Raw genomic sequence first — 14,336 nt, forward strand, 5'->3', positions numbered from 1 at the left:
ATATGATATTTTGTGTATAATTTCAAATATATATCCCACTAATGCATCATCAAAAACCTTTCTCCTTGTGGAATGCGATTTAATCCTAAAACAATAGGATTATTCTGTTTATATAATTCAACGTACATACCTAATTATCCTTTTAAAGCTTAGGCAAATTTTATTATTTATATATCTTCTAATCCACCTTCATCACATTCTCCAAACCAGTTTATTAGCTATGCTTTTGCCATTACTCTTTTATATCTATTATGTAGTAACACTGATATAATTAAGTAAAAAATTTGTCGTAGCTATATGTTTATATTTTAATAATCGGGAGGCGCAAAATGTTAGGTAAGAGTAAAGCATTTGAAACATATAAACAATCAGTAAGTGCGAGTAATAAAAAGATAGTAACTAACCTAGATAATCCTTTTAAATTAGAAGGCATAAGAGAAAGAGACTTATCCCAATTATTTATTAGAGTTGTTGATAGAATTAATAAGAATTATAGAAAAAGTAATGAAACAGTTGTGGAACAAATCAATAAAGTTACTGGATTCAATGTTAATAGATTTAATAAGCTGCTTACTACCAATGTTCAATTTACTCCAAGTAAAGGGGAAATTACAATCCTAGAGTGGTTATTGTCTAATGATATAAATGATTTTACAGAAGATCTAAGAATTAAATATGAGTAATAAATTTTTCACTATTTCTGAAATTGGGAATATAAAAGCCGACTTATCTATTTTAGACAAGTCGATTCCTCCAAAATTTTATCAGAAGGCCCCCTTATCACTTTTTTACACACTGTCATTAAATTATTTACCAACAAAGCGATAACCTATCCCAACTTGGGTAAGAATAAACCTAGGATTTGCCGTATCCCGTTCAATTTTTCGACGCAAACTCGCCATAAACACACGAAGGCTTTTGGGGTCTTTTTTTTCAGCATATCCCCAAATCTGATTGAGAATAAAGTTGTGTGTCAAAACTTTTCCTCTATTTGCAATTAACAGCTTGAGAAGTTTATACTCCATAGGGGTCAAATGGACTTCTTCGCTATCAACAAACACAAGTCCTTTGGTATAATCCACCACCAAATAGTCACTGGTAAAGGTTTCTACATTATCCTGATTAACTAGACTATTGATTTTTCGTAATGAAACCCTTACTCGCGCAAGTAGTTCACCCATGTAAAAAGGTTTTGTCATATAATCATCAGCTCCCATATCAAGAGCTCTAATTTTTTCACTTTCTTCTGCGCGAGCAGAAACAACGATAATAGGAGCATTGCTGTGTTCTCTAATCTGCTCAATTACCTCCATACCGTCCATATCAGGAAGTCCCAGGTCCAAGAGAATGACGTCGGGGTTATTTGCAAAAAATAACGCCAAAGCCTCCTTTCCATTGATTGCTAAAATAGTTTTATATCCTTCATCCCTTAAATATATGGTTGTTAAAGACATAATGTACTTGTCATCTTCCACGATTAATACTGTGATATTTTGTTCCATCATTCAACCTCCGTATATGGTAGTGTAAATGTAAATAGTGCACCTCCAAGATGTGATATACCAGTGGTAATGTTACCTCCGTGAGCTTTGACAACAGCTTTGCAAATTGCAAGTCCCAGGCCTATGCCTTTTTTTCCATCAGCTCCAATTTTGCCACTGGTAACAAAGGAGTCGAACATTTTCTCATTAATTGAAATATCGTTCCCAGTTCCCATTCCCCCATCCGCCACATTAAATTCCACATAACCACCCTTTTCTATTACCACAAGCTCAATAGGACAGTTCTTTGATGTGTGTTTAACTGCATTATCCAGCAGATTCACCAAAACCTGAACAATCATTTTGCCGTCCATAGGTACTGCAATCACTTCTTTTGGTAAAATGATATTAAGAGGTCTTTCGTTTAATCCCACAACATGACTGACTGCCTCACTAACTACATCATCAACCACCTCAACTTGCTTATTAACCTCTAATTTATCATTATCAATTCTCGTCATATTAAGAATATTTTCCACAAGAGTTGTAAGCCAAACCGCTTGCTCGTTTATATCTTTTGCCAAACGCTCAATGCTTTCACGGTCAAGTCTCTCACCCCGCTGCACAATATAACTGCTTGCTCCAGCAATTCCGGCCAGAGGAGTGCGCAAATCATGACCAATGCTTCGCAAAAGGTTACTTTTTAAATGTTCTCGTTCCATTGCGGTACGTGTATTTTCACGCTCATTATAAATAAACTCTCGGTCTAAGGCGATTCCCATCTGCGCCGCCACTGAATTTACAAGCCAGTCTTGCTCCATATTTAGAATTTCATTTTTATCATATATCTTTAGTGTCCCAAGTTTTTTAACAATTCCCATTATTGGAAGCTCAGTACTTCTTTCGCCGCTTCCTGGAGTAAAGTTATCACTTGTATAGACTTCACCACTTTCATCGAGTTCAACTATGCTGTCATAACCTATGTTTTCCTTGATATATTGGATTCCATGATGAATGATATTCACTTCTGAGGTTACATTGACAAAGCTACGAGCTATCTTATAAAGTAGTTTTGCGGTTTGCTCGTTCCTTTGGGAAATAATCAGTTGCCTCTGAAATTTTGCGGTAAGGCTTGACGATATCACCGACGCTATAAGGAAAAATAACATCAGTATCACATCATTGGTGCTGTTAATGAGAAAGGTGTGTATAGGTTCTGTAAAGAAATAGTTGAATATTATCACACTGACACAAGATGCAATAATGCCGAACTCGTATCCTTTTGTAACGGCAGTTATAAGTAAGACTCCAACAATAAAAATCATTAAGAGATTTTCCGTGCCTACGCCTAATTGGTTTAAGGCCACGGAGCCAACGGTGGTAGTTGATAATATTAATATTAGCATCAAATAATATTTTTTCTTCATAAAGTCACCTCACATGAACATTTTACCACAATTTCAGCGGGTTTCCTTTAGATTTTTTTACATCCTTTCCCTATAAGGTAAACAGATAACAAAAGTTCTGTTCCTGTTTATAAGATACTATTTCGTATTAAGACTGTATTAAGATTTACTATATTAATATAAGTAAAATCTAAAGATTAACGTCAATCATATTAAGATTGTATAAAGATTGTATAAAGATTGTATAAATAACTCTTGATAGTATATATAAAACATCTTATAATTACATAATATACGTTTATAAATTAGGGAGGATTCTTATGGGAAGTAACGTACAATTCATTACTGATTTGGAAGATTTATTACAAATAATATTAATTACGCTTAACAATGAAAACGATTATCATATTTTAATTTCTGGAACCTTCGATCATGAATTGTTTAAGAAACTATTAAAAACGTTGGTGGATAAAAATAAGATTAATAAATGTAAAATTTTGATGCCATATGTTAGCAACAGTGGAATTCTCTCAAGAGTTTATATAAATAAAATCAGCAAGGCTGGTGGGGAGATACGAATAACTAGTATGTTTAGAAAAAACTTGATTGTTATAGGAAACCAGGTATTTATTTTATCTCTCTCTTCTAGATATTTAAAAGACTTAGGCATAAAAAGTAATTTTGAGTGTGCGATTCAGACTGATGATAGCAATACTATTAACTATATAAACGAAACATTTGAAAAAATATGGGATAAAAGTCTGCCTATAGTGAGTGATTAGAAGGACTTAGGAGGAAAATATGAAGATAATAATTATTGGAGCAGGTAAGGTTGGATATACTCTTGCTGAAAATTTAGTAGAAGAAAATAATGATGTTACAATTATAGATATAAGTGTTAATGCAATTGAAAAGGTAGAGGATAATCTTGATGTTATGAGCATTAAAGGTAGTGGGGTAAGTACTAATGTACTCCTTGAAGCTGGTATAGAGCATGCAGATTTGCTTATTGCAGTTACAGGTACTGATGTGATTAATATGGTGTGCTGCCTTACTGCTAAAAAGCTAGGCGTTCGTCAGACTGTTGCAAGAGTAAGGGATCCTGAATATGCTGATGAACTCTCATTAATTAAAGAGCAGTTAGGAGTAGATTTTGTAATAAATCCAGAATTTGCAGCAGCGGATGAAATAGCAAGGACTTTGGGATTTTCATCCGCTATTAATGTTGAAAGGTTTGCTAGTGGTAGAGTGATCATGGTTGAACTAAAAATAACCTCTAAAGTTGAGTTTATCGGCAAAAGGGTGAGAGATATATTCAAACATTCATCCTCAATAATCTTAGGGGTACTAGTTAGGGATGAGGAGGTCATAGTTCCTAAAGGTGATGAAATAATTAAAGAAAATGACCTAATATATGTTATAGGAAAGTCATCCCGAGTATATAATTTTTGCAAAATATGTGGTAAATATCCTGAGAAAATTAAAAATGTAATGATAATGGGGGGAGGAAGAATTGCCTATTATCTTTATAAGCTTTTAATAAGTATGAACATGAACATTAAGATTATAGAAATAAAAAGAGAAAGATGTTATGACCTTTCTGATGCACTACCTAATGCTCTTATAATAAACAGTGATGGCACAGAAGAAGAGGTACTTCTTTCTGAAAATATAGAAAATATGGACAGCTTTGTAGCAGTTACTGGTATTGATGAACAAAATTTGATGTCTTCTCTTATTGCAAAAAAAATCGGAGTAAAAAAAGTTATAACAAAAATAAGTCGTACAAACTACATTGATATTGTAAGAGAATTAGGTATAGATTGTATTATAACTCCTAAATTAATAACTACTAATCAAATACTTAAGTATGCCAGAGGAAACGCAGTTGAATCACTGCTTAAAATAGCGGGAGGCGAAGTAGAAATACTTGAGTTTATAGTAGATAAGAATAGTGATCTTGTTAATAAACAAATAAAAAATATTGGATTTATGGAAAATACTTTAATTGCTACCATAGTAAGAAAGCATGAGGTAGTAATGCCTCGTGGGGAGGACATAATAAAGAAGGGCGATAGAATAATCGTGATAACCAAACAAAAAAATATATCCAGATTAAATGGATTACAAGCTGCAATAACTGGAGGCTTATAAATTGAATTTTAGAATGGTTTTAAAAAATCTGGGAATAGTTCTGGTATGTGAAGGCATAGCTATGTTCCCATCGCTAATTGTAGCTCTTATATATGGTGAACATAGTGTATGGTCATTTTTATACACTATGTTATTATTATTCATCATTGGCATACCCGCGGGGTTTATAAAACCTAAACATGCAGGCTTATATGTAAAAGATGGATTTGCTATTGTGGCAATAGGTTGGATCTTAGTATCCTTTTTTGGAGCTTTTCCATTTTATTTTAGTGGAGCAATTCCATCTTTTGTGGATAGTTTTTTTGAAGCAAGTTCAGGTTTTTCAACTACAGGTGCAAGTATATTGCAACAAATAGAAGGTTTATCTAAAGGTGTTTTATTTTGGCGGAGCTTCACTCATTGGGTTGGTGGTATGGGTGTACTTGTTCTGACTATGGCAATTCTCCCCTCCGCTGGCACTGGTGCACTTCAAATTATGAAGGCGGAAAGTCCAGGCCCTAGCCCAGGGAAGTTAGTTCCTAAAGTGAGAGAAACTGCAAAGATACTTTACGGAATTTATTTACTTATAACTATAATTGAAATTGTCCTTTTGAAAATTGCGGGCATGCCCTTGTTTGATTCATTTGTACACACCTTTGGCACAGTAGGTACTGGTGGATTTTCAAATATGAATTTGAGTGTCCAAGCCTATTCTAATGTATATATCGATATGATAATAACTTTTTTTATGTTTGTATGTGGAGCGAATTTTGCTTTGTATTATCAACTGCTTAAAGGGAATATTAAAGGGTTTTTTAAGGATAGTGAGTTTATATTATATAGTTTAGTTGTTATAACTGCAATAATATTAGTAGCATTAAATATAAATGGCACTATGTATAAGGGAGCCTTACAATCTTTTAGATATTCAGCCTTTCAGGTAGTATCTGTAATAACTACAACAGGCTATGCTACAGCTGATTTTAATCTTTGGCCAGTATTTAGTAAGACAATATTATTTTTTCTTATGTTTATTGGCGGCTGTGCTGGTTCAACTGCAGGAGGAATAAAAAACATTAGATTTCTTATACTATTTAAGGCTGCTAAGAGGGACTTATTAAAGATAATACATCCAAGAGCAGTTTACAGCGTAAGAGTAGGTGGAAAAGCCATCAATGAACAGACCTTGTCTGAAGTACTTGGCTTTTTCTTTATGTATATAATGGTTTTCTGTGGAGCTATACTTATTATATCAATTGAGGGTAAGGACCTAGTAACAACTGTTACCTCTGTGGCAACTACTTTAGGAAATGTAGGACCTGGTCTTGGAATGGTTGGCCCAAGGGGAAATTTTTCAGGATTCACGGATTTAAGCAAGATGATTTTTTCCTTTTGTATGATTATAGGAAGACTTGAAATATACCCCATATTACTATTAGTTCTTCCTAGCTTTTGGAAGAAGTAGTGATTTAATTATTTAAATACAAAAATTGAAAGTAGCTAGGTTTGTATTCACAAATCTACCTACTTCTTTACCTCTTTATACTTAATTCAATATATATGGAAATATTAATACTATCACAATAGCAGCTCTAGAGATCTTTATAAATTCATCTTCAGTAATTCCTCTGCAATAGGCCTCTCCAATTATAAAATCCAATTCTTCCTTCAGTTGTTCATAATATTCATCTGTGAGTAGTGTACTTGTACTGCTTACTACAGCACCTTTTCTTCTATCTATTGAGATAAATCCCTCAGCTTTTAGTTCATTATATGTTTTATTTACTGTATGCATGTTAATGCCAATATCCTCTGCCATTTGACATACTGAAGGCAAGCTTTCCCCCTAATTATCTATTCTACAGATATATGTAATTTTTTCCTAGATTTGAATTTATAGTATGAATCAACAAAAGTGACTATAATGTTTTATAGCCACTTTTCATCTCTTTTATTTCTTAACAGGAATCCAAACCTCACATCTGTAATCCGGGGAGTATAAATCCCCTTCAGGATAAACCTCAATCTCTGGTGCGCAATCATGCTGATATCCTGTAGAAGGCATCCATTCTGAAAATATTCTTCGAGTAATATCTTGTATAGCTTCAGGTAGTTTTCCCACCGATTCAAATACAGCCCAAGTTGCTGCAGGTATAGTTGCCGAAATATATCCCTTTGGGAGGGGTTCTTTGATTTTCTCAACTCCGATCATATAGTTAAATCCTTCACTATTATCGAAATCCTTACATACACCCAGGATACCAAGCTTTCCTGCCTTTGAACAAATCCACTCGTAGGAACCATCTCTTTTGCAATCCTCCCAGAACTTAGGTACCTGTATGAAGTTTTCTCCGTCTACCATAGTTATTCTTGTTTGTTTCCCTACTACTGTAAAGCTTCCTTTTTCAACAATCTTATAATTCATATCTTTTTCTCCTTTTATAGAAATATGAAAGGATAGCTTAGGATATGCCTTCAGATTCACCCCCGGCTCTCGCGCTGCGGTAGGGCTTATTCCATGCATTTTTCCAAAAGCCTTTGTGAATGCTTCTGGCGTTTCATAGCCATATCTATAAGCTACATTAATTATCTTTTCACCTGATATAATATCCTGTGCAGCCAGGGTAAGCCTTCTTCTACGTATATATTCAGCTATTGTAACCCCGGTTATCATATGATACATCCGCTGAAAATGAAACGTGGACGATAAGGCAATTTTCGCCACCTTTTCAATATCAAGTTTTTCAGTAATGTTAGCCTCTAGATATTCTAATGCATTGTTCATTGAATCTAGCCAATCCATAAACCATTCCTCCCTCTATTTCTATATTAGACCTTTCCAACTTTTTTGTCCTGTCTTTAAATGCTCCCCATTGACAGGTTTAAATTAGAGAATATGGTCAACTGGAGTATTGCTGTGAATCATAGAAATCTTATAACTTTCCTTTTTACTTTCTTTTTGATTATACATCAATTGATCTACATATTCCAAAACTTGATAAAGGTTTTCATAAGCCTCTGTATAACATGCCATACCATAACTGAATTTAAGTCCATATGATTTTTTCATACTATTATTATACACCTCAACATTTTGAGTTAAATTTTTCATGTAATCTTCAACCTTTTGTAGATGCTCCTCTTCTAATATGATTAGGAATTCATCTCCGCCTAAACGGACTAGCTTTTTTTGCCTTTGTGGAAAACTCTCAACAAGCAAAGTGGCAAATGTCTTAATTGCTTCATCCCCTTCATAATGTCCATATTGGTCATTAATTGTCTTAAAATCATCTATATCTATATAAATTACAAAAATTTTATTAATCTTATTATAATTTAAATTTTGAGCATAATTCTCATAGGCCAAACGATTTTGTAGCCCTGATAAAATATCCCGATATGCCTGGTCATTGAGTATAAAAATATAAGTAAGCACAACAATTATTGCCGTACTATTCCAAATGGTCAAGTAAAAAGAATGCTCTAACTGAATACTAGTAAATATGGCAGGTACAATGTAAAACAAACTAAACATACCAAGTTCAGAATGAGTGAGCTTTTTACGTTGCTTATAAATAAAAAATAAATTATATGCAAAGTATATGTAACTGACACAGGGTAAAATAAAAAATAATGTGCCCCTTTGATAAATATTCTCACTAGTTACATGAAAAACTCCGTTTCCGTAATAACTCATTAATGTTGCTATCCCATTAATAACGAGTGGCAGTAGAAGTAGTTCATTTACTTTTATTTTCTCTTGTTGATACCTATTAACCCATTCTATAGTAAATATATATCCCAAGAATAAAATACCGGGTGCCACTATAAATCCAATTATATTAACAAGCTTATGTAATACCATAAATTGCTTAAAATCCGAATTATTTAAAATGACACTAAATATCTCTAATATCAAAGTAAGCAATGTTAATCCCATAATACAGATAAATAATCTGTTATTTATCTTTTTTCTATTCATATTAAAATAAGCATGTACAAGCAAAACAATTAATAAACTTGATAAAACTATATTTATTTGAATTTGTACTAATATCACCATTCCTATACTCCATTTCCATATGTTATTTTATGTATTATTTTGATTATATCATATTTATAATGAGTTACAAGTGTAGGTTATAGGGACTTTGTGTTGATTAAGCCTTTTAAAAAGCTCAAATTTTATAGTCAAAAATATATAATAATATGTTTAAATTAGGTTTAATCCTAATTTGTTGTTTAAGAAAAGTATGCTATGGTATATAATAAAAATATAAATTTAAATATATATTTTTATTGAAAATAAGAGCATTTAAAATGCTCTTATTTAAATAAATTTGTAAAAAAATTTATAATCAAAAAAACAAATTTTTCAAAACAAAAACATAAAATTTTTTTAGAGGAATCTTTCAAAGCTTCATCAAAACCTTCTTTTACAGGTTGGCCGACTTGTAAAGAACTGTGGTTGTGAGCCTTTGGAAGTTTTTTTTGTTTTTTATTTTTCAATAGATCACCTCCTTTATGGTATATCATATCTCTCAATAAGAGGATCAATTAAAATCTATAACTTTTGACGTACCCCTTTTGATATTAGTTTAATTTTTCAAGGTAAAATACACGAACATATGTTTGCATAAATAGAGTATATCATAAAATAATAGATAAATATACCAGAAAGCTATTTTATTATTAATATACTTTTCTATTTTCATAGATAGCTTTATTAATAATATGAGTAACACAAGATCTTGTGATTGAATAAGCTATATGGATTAGGATTTTAAATAGCAATGAAGGAATGGAGTAATAAAAATGAAAAAATTTCAACCTTTTCGTGGTATGCTAACTATGATTAATGATTTTTGGATTGATGAAACCGGAGATGCAGCTGGATGTTATAAGTTAATGTCTGTAGATGACGGAAATGGCACCTTAGTAAATTTTGTGGTTGCACCAACTACTTACTTTGTAAACCATGTAATGGTGGTGGTTGGAGATATGGTAACTGGATTTTATGATGCAAATGCACCTGTTCCTCTTATTTTCCCACCACAATATAGGGCAATTGTTATGGTAAGAAATACGCCCTATCAAAATGTGAAAGTAGACTATTTTAACAGTCAGCTTACGAGTAGCGATAATCTTTTAAAATTAAACATCGCCCCCTATACTCAGATAGTGCTGGAAAACGGTCAAGCCTTTAACAAAAACCCTGCAAATCGAAATCTAATTGTTATCTATGGCGCTTCTACAAAGAGTATACCAGCACAAACCACTCCTTATGAAATTATTGTTATGTGTGAGAAAACATAATTTTTTAGTAATCCCCTACAATCCTTGCTGGAGTGTTTATAAAAAAACTTAATTATAATCAATAAACTTTAAATTTAAATAACAAAAACTTATACACCAACATATACTGTATCGTAAATACTTTTAGGAGTTAATTTAATGTATATTGATGAAGATACTATTAGATTATATTATTCAAACTATATGTATGAACTAGAACAACAATCCCTTCCCTTAACGCATCCATACAGACAAATGGGGCCTTTTCCACCCTTCCCTAAGGTACCTCAAGGGTCATCAGGTCCTCAAGGAATACCATCCTCTGGGCCTCCAAACTTTACTCCATCGCAGTCTCAATCACAACAATTTGGCGCTACTCCTCTAGCTGTAGACCCAGGTGCAATTAGACCCTGCATCTTTAGGTTCGTATATATATGGCCAAGAAGAGGCAGAGGATTTTGGGCATGGCTTACTTTTGTGGGCCCTAGATCTGTAGCAGGCTTTCGTTGGAATGGTAATACTTGGAGATATTTTGGCATGGATCTGAGAGATATTAATAGTTTCCAATGCTTTTAACCTAGTCTAAACAACATATCCTTTTGCGCGAAATACTCAATTATTTCGCGCATTCGCTTATTATCATACACTTCTATAATTTTAAATTAAAATGCAGGATAATTATAAAATAGTATTGTATACTTATATGTAAAGGATGTGATGACAATGTATACTACAGGACAAACACCTGGAAAAGGTGATTATAAATGTGCTACTTGTGGCGAAATAGTTCATTTAAATCTAGATTCTGATGTTTTACCTATATGCCCTAAATGTCGTAGAGCTACTTATGAAAAACTATAGTTATAAAATATATGGAGGAATCTAAATGGATAAAATTAAACTTGGAAGAACAAATTTAATGGTTACTAGAAGCGGCTTTGGGGCACTCCCTATTCAAAGGGTTTCTTTTGCAGAGGCTAAAACAATTCTTCGAAAGGCTTATGACAATGGAATAAATTTTTTTGATACTGCAAGAGCATATTCTGATAGTGAAGAAAAAATAGGTCATTCTCTTGCAGATGTTAGAAATGAGATCATAATTGCAACTAAAAGCCATGCAGAGGATAGAAAAACTTTACTTGAGCATTTACAAATTAGTCTTCAAAATCTAAAAACAGATTATGTAGATATTCTACAGTTACATAACCCGGGTATTCTTCCTGATCCTGAGGATCCAGATGGGCTCTATGCCGGCCTTCTAGAAGCTAAGAAAAGAGGCCTAGTTCGGTTTATAGGAATTACAAATCATAAAATAAAAAATGCAATGGATGCAGCAGCTTCAGGATTGTATGACACTATACAATTTCCCTTAAGTTCACTATCTGCTGATATTGATTTAAGCTTAATTAGAGAATGTAGTGAAAGAAATGTGGGGCTCATTGCAATGAAGGCCCTTTCCGGAGGTCTAATAAATAATGCAGCCTCGGCATTCTCATTTCTAAGGCAATTTGATAACGTTGTGCCAATATGGGGAATACAAAAGGAAACTGAGTTAGATGAATTTATTTCCCTTGAGAAAAATCCGCCAACCCTCGACGAAACCATGTGGTCCATTATTAACAAGGATCGTGCTGAGCTTTTAGGAGATTTCTGTCGTGCTTGTGGATATTGTCTTCCCTGCCCTGCTGGAATTGAAATTCCTACAGCTGCCCGAATATCACTTCTTCTTAGACGAGCTCCTTTTCAAGGATTCTTAGAAGATACCTTTAAAGAGAAGATTGAACTTATAAATAATTGCATAGAATGTGGGCACTGTAAAAATCACTGTCCTTATAAACTTGATACTCCAAATCTTTTAAAAAGAGAACTTAAAAATTACAATGAATTTTATGCTAAACATAAAAACGCTTAGTTGAGGAGTGATGAAATTGGAATTTAATTTTAATAAAGACTTAAACTTTGCTGTGGAACAGACTGTAAGTAGCAATGATACAGCAAGTTCTTATGGTTCTGGAAATCTAGATGTTTATGCTACTCCAGCTATGTCAGCGCTTATGGAGAATGCAGCAATGAATTGCGTTCAAAAGGATTTGCCTGATGGTTTTACAACAGTTGGTATAGAGATTAACATCAAGCACGTAAAGGCAACATCTGTTGGCATGAAGGTTAGAGCCGAAGCACTACTCGAAAAGTCAGAGGGCAAAAAATTATTCTTTAAAATAGAAGCCTATGATGACATTGGTAAAATAGGTGAAGGAACTCATATAAGGTACATAGTAAATTCCGAAGAATTCATAAAAAAAATAACACCTCCAAAGTAACTGTTACTTGTTAAACCATGATTGTTTAAATAGAAGCTGATTTTGATTATTCACAAGTGGAACATTTTTATAATAAGCGTAATATTATATGCTAACAAAAGAAATATTAATGGTATAAACCAATGAAAAAAATTTTTGATATTTGCCTTCAGAGAGGGGGGAAATATGCATGTGTTGGTGGTTGATACTATTATTACTATTCGATGACAATAATTGTGGTAACAATAATTGTCGTAACAGTAATCGTTGTTGCAATAAGAGACGTCGTTGCTAAAATTATTATAATGAGAGTTTTATAAGTATATAAAATTAATTTACTCTTTAAAATAACGGAGACCTTAGCTCTTTATGCTAAGGTCTCCTATTTATTCTTGTCCAACTTCTATAAGTGATTTCTTAAGATTATCCGCTATTAATTTTTCTTCAATCGAACAACCGTCTTCATGTATAATGCTTTCAATAATTGCTTTATTTTTTAATGCATCTTTTATATTTTCAATCATCAATCCTTCGGCATCTTTAATAGTTAGTTCGCCATCCCCATCTAGTACCTTACAGAATATTGTCTCTTCTCTAATACCATCCTCAGTTAATATCATTGTAAAAATAGGCTTCATAAATACAGCATCATCCTTGTCAAATGAATTTGTTATAAATACCGTATATCCCATTTTTTCCAATATATCATTGTTTCCATTACGTCTTATAGATTTAATTACTGATACGCCCACAGCACTAACTACTACCGCCATTATAAAAATATACCCATAATTCATTATAATCCCACTTTCCATATTATTTATAATCCCTATATACAAGTTAAAATATTCCCTTGCTGCTTTTTTAATGTCTTATGTTAATAATTAATTCTATTTTTCATATTTGATAGTATTAAATTAAAATATCAATTATACATTCATCGGTCTATTTTTTCTAGTAGGTGCAATCCAAACCTCACCTGTTCCCACAAAGGTTTGTAAATATCCTTCGCGCTTTGACTTTTCTATTTTTGTTTCTATTTTGCCTCTTATGACAATTGAAAAATTACCATCGATTTTTAGTGTCTCATTATTTAACTCGTAAATGAGGATTTCATCAAAGGGAACCTCACTTTCTAAAATGGCAATACCACTTCCACTTAGTTTAGGTTGTCTGAAACCATCTCCACTTACTAGGCCTGTAGCAATATCTTTATTTGTGTGAACAGAAAGTTCAATACTATCTTCACAACAATAAAACATTCCATCATCTAAAATAAGCTCTTCATTAGATAACTCTAGAATATAAAAATACTTATATGAAGGGTCTAAATATATCTCGCCGTATTTACCATAATACTTTGAAGTAAAGGAGGCTTCTCCCGTACCCACGTTTTTAAAAAAACCCTTAGAGGCAGAAGGTGCATTTTTCTGAATCTCTATTTGGATTGGTCCCTTCATAAATTGGAGCTCCCCGGGTTGTACTAGTACCCCACCACCATTAATATTAATTCTCACTTGACGAAGCTTTTCCCCACCATATTGTGCATTGGATAGGGTTACATCCGTAGGGTTAAAAACACTGCCATTTCTAGGCTTTTTATATTCAAGTACTTCGAATACGGTATTATTAGTACTTGTTGAGCTGTCTATTACTCTTACTGCATCTGAAAAATCAGGATTAAACATAATTAATTTCCTCCAATTATTTATTTAATTTTT

17 protein-coding genes and 1 pseudogene are annotated in these 14,336 nt (G+C 32.8%); 9 read left to right on the forward strand and 9 right to left on the reverse strand.

All coding sequences use genetic code 11. From position 1 onward, the window contains the following. The first annotated feature begins 329 nt into the window (after positions 1-329). Positions 330-683, forward strand: a complete 354-nt coding sequence (locus KPL50_RS05135; protein ID WP_216297381.1) for a hypothetical protein — start codon at positions 330-332, stop codon at positions 681-683. Positions 684-806: 123 nt separating this feature from the next. Here KPL50_RS05135 and KPL50_RS05140 read toward each other — a convergent pair whose 3' ends face one another. The 3 genes and pseudogenes from KPL50_RS05140 to KPL50_RS27835 all read right to left on the reverse strand — a co-directional run. Beyond that, positions 807-1,502, reverse strand: a complete 696-nt coding sequence (locus KPL50_RS05140; protein ID WP_216297489.1) for a response regulator — start codon at positions 1,500-1,502, stop codon at positions 807-809. Then, a complete protein-coding gene (locus KPL50_RS05145; RefSeq protein ID WP_375372904.1) occupies positions 1,502-2,626 on the reverse strand; it encodes a sensor histidine kinase in 1,125 nt (374 codons plus the stop codon). The genes KPL50_RS05140 and KPL50_RS05145 overlap by 1 nt, the downstream gene beginning before the upstream one ends. A 3-nt stretch (positions 2,627-2,629) precedes the next feature. Beyond that, positions 2,630-2,908, reverse strand: a pseudogene (locus tag KPL50_RS27835) (DUF4118 domain-containing protein); the annotation flags it as partial. 299 nt (positions 2,909-3,207) lie between these two features. On the opposite strand from KPL50_RS27835, the gene KPL50_RS05150 reads away from it, so the two are divergent. Genes KPL50_RS05150 through KPL50_RS05160 form a run of 3 tightly spaced genes read left to right on the forward strand, consistent with a single transcriptional unit; the run spans position 3,208 to position 6,485 of the window. After that, the gene (locus tag KPL50_RS05150; protein ID WP_216297383.1) at positions 3,208-3,669 is read left to right on the forward strand and encodes a hypothetical protein; all 462 of its coding nucleotides are present in this window, start codon (positions 3,208-3,210) and stop codon (positions 3,667-3,669) included. Between the two features lie 19 nt (positions 3,670-3,688). Next, entirely contained in the window at positions 3,689-5,041 is a 1,353-nt protein-coding gene (gene trkA, locus KPL50_RS05155; RefSeq protein ID WP_216297384.1) for a Trk system potassium transporter TrkA, read from the forward strand. Between the two features lies 1 nt (position 5,042). Next, complete coding sequence (locus tag KPL50_RS05160) at positions 5,043-6,485, forward strand: TrkH family potassium uptake protein (protein WP_216297385.1); 1,443 nt, start codon at positions 5,043-5,045, stop codon at positions 6,483-6,485. A gap of 81 nt (positions 6,486-6,566) precedes the next feature. Here the strand turns inward: KPL50_RS05160 and KPL50_RS05165 are convergent, their stop codons facing one another. The 4 genes from KPL50_RS05165 to KPL50_RS05180 all read right to left on the reverse strand — a co-directional run bounded on the left by KPL50_RS05165 (position 6,567) and on the right by KPL50_RS05180 (position 9,529). After that, a complete protein-coding gene (locus KPL50_RS05165) occupies positions 6,567-6,857 on the reverse strand; it encodes a GntR family transcriptional regulator (protein WP_253200461.1) in 291 nt (96 codons plus the stop codon). Between the two features lie 114 nt (positions 6,858-6,971). Continuing rightward, positions 6,972-7,823 (reverse strand): AraC family transcriptional regulator, encoded by an 852-nt coding sequence (locus KPL50_RS05170; RefSeq protein ID WP_216297386.1) that lies wholly within the window; start codon positions 7,821-7,823, stop codon positions 6,972-6,974. 84 nt (positions 7,824-7,907) lie between these two features. Beyond that, on the reverse strand, positions 7,908-9,083 hold the full coding sequence (locus KPL50_RS05175; protein WP_216297387.1) for a GGDEF domain-containing protein: 1,176 nt from the start codon (positions 9,081-9,083) through the stop codon (positions 7,908-7,910). A gap of 263 nt (positions 9,084-9,346) precedes the next feature. Next, a complete protein-coding gene (locus tag KPL50_RS05180) occupies positions 9,347-9,529 on the reverse strand; it encodes a hypothetical protein (protein WP_216297388.1) in 183 nt (60 codons plus the stop codon). A gap of 306 nt (positions 9,530-9,835) precedes the next feature. Between KPL50_RS05180 and KPL50_RS05185 the strand changes: the two genes are divergently transcribed. From KPL50_RS05185 to KPL50_RS05205, 5 genes are all read left to right on the forward strand, one after another. Beyond that, positions 9,836-10,336: a hypothetical protein gene (locus KPL50_RS05185; RefSeq protein WP_216297389.1), complete on the forward strand. Its 501-nt coding sequence runs from the start codon at positions 9,836-9,838 to the stop codon at positions 10,334-10,336. Between the two features lie 138 nt (positions 10,337-10,474). Beyond that, positions 10,475-10,891 (forward strand): hypothetical protein, encoded by a 417-nt coding sequence (locus KPL50_RS26895; protein ID WP_253200462.1) that lies wholly within the window; start codon positions 10,475-10,477, stop codon positions 10,889-10,891. Between the two features lie 147 nt (positions 10,892-11,038). After that, positions 11,039-11,176 (forward strand): hypothetical protein, encoded by a 138-nt coding sequence (locus KPL50_RS05195; RefSeq protein WP_216297390.1) that lies wholly within the window; start codon positions 11,039-11,041, stop codon positions 11,174-11,176. Between the two features lie 25 nt (positions 11,177-11,201). Next, complete coding sequence (locus tag KPL50_RS05200) at positions 11,202-12,227, forward strand: aldo/keto reductase (RefSeq protein ID WP_216297391.1); 1,026 nt, start codon at positions 11,202-11,204, stop codon at positions 12,225-12,227. Positions 12,228-12,243: 16 nt separating this feature from the next. Then, positions 12,244-12,636: a thioesterase family protein gene (locus KPL50_RS05205; protein ID WP_290443200.1), complete on the forward strand. Its 393-nt coding sequence runs from the start codon at positions 12,244-12,246 to the stop codon at positions 12,634-12,636. Positions 12,637-13,001: 365 nt separating this feature from the next. On the opposite strand, the gene KPL50_RS05210 is transcribed toward KPL50_RS05205, so the two are convergent. Together KPL50_RS05210 and KPL50_RS05215 are read right to left on the reverse strand one after the other, a co-directional pair. Beyond that, positions 13,002-13,412, reverse strand: coding sequence for a hypothetical protein (locus KPL50_RS05210; RefSeq protein ID WP_216297393.1), 411 nt, complete (start codon positions 13,410-13,412; stop codon positions 13,002-13,004). Positions 13,413-13,544: 132 nt separating this feature from the next. After that, positions 13,545-14,303, reverse strand: a complete 759-nt coding sequence (locus KPL50_RS05215) for an AIM24 family protein (RefSeq protein ID WP_216297394.1) — start codon at positions 14,301-14,303, stop codon at positions 13,545-13,547. Between the last annotated feature and the right edge of the window lie 33 nt (positions 14,304-14,336).

This window comes from Clostridium sp. CF012, from assembly GCF_018861755.1.
Taxonomy (GTDB): domain Bacteria; phylum Bacillota; class Clostridia; order Clostridiales; family Clostridiaceae; genus Clostridium_AD.

Bases quoted from the DNA above. Each gene is read 5' to 3' on its own strand.
- KPL50_RS05200 (WP_216297391.1), top strand. From the start codon at position 11,202: ATGGATAAAATTAAACTTGGAAGAACAAATTTAATGGTTACTAGAAGC.
- trkA (WP_216297384.1), top strand. From the start codon at position 3,689: ATGAAGATAATAATTATTGGAGCAGGTAAGGTTGGATATACTCTTGCT.
- KPL50_RS05140 (WP_216297489.1), bottom strand. From the start codon at position 1,502: ATGGAACAAAATATCACAGTATTAATCGTGGAAGATGACAAGTACATT.
- KPL50_RS05195 (WP_216297390.1), top strand. From the start codon at position 11,039: ATGTATACTACAGGACAAACACCTGGAAAAGGTGATTATAAATGTGCT.
- KPL50_RS05175 (WP_216297387.1), bottom strand. From the start codon at position 9,083: ATGGTGATATTAGTACAAATTCAAATAAATATAGTTTTATCAAGTTTA.
- KPL50_RS26895 (WP_253200462.1), top strand. From the start codon at position 10,475: ATGTATATTGATGAAGATACTATTAGATTATATTATTCAAACTATATG.
- KPL50_RS05135 (WP_216297381.1), top strand. From the start codon at position 330: ATGTTAGGTAAGAGTAAAGCATTTGAAACATATAAACAATCAGTAAGT.
- KPL50_RS05210 (WP_216297393.1), bottom strand. From the start codon at position 13,412: ATGAATTATGGGTATATTTTTATAATGGCGGTAGTAGTTAGTGCTGTG.
- KPL50_RS05215 (WP_216297394.1), bottom strand. From the start codon at position 14,303: ATGTTTAATCCTGATTTTTCAGATGCAGTAAGAGTAATAGACAGCTCA.
- KPL50_RS05170 (WP_216297386.1), bottom strand. From the start codon at position 7,823: ATGGATTGGCTAGATTCAATGAACAATGCATTAGAATATCTAGAGGCT.
- KPL50_RS05185 (WP_216297389.1), top strand. From the start codon at position 9,836: ATGAAAAAATTTCAACCTTTTCGTGGTATGCTAACTATGATTAATGAT.
- KPL50_RS05150 (WP_216297383.1), top strand. From the start codon at position 3,208: ATGGGAAGTAACGTACAATTCATTACTGATTTGGAAGATTTATTACAA.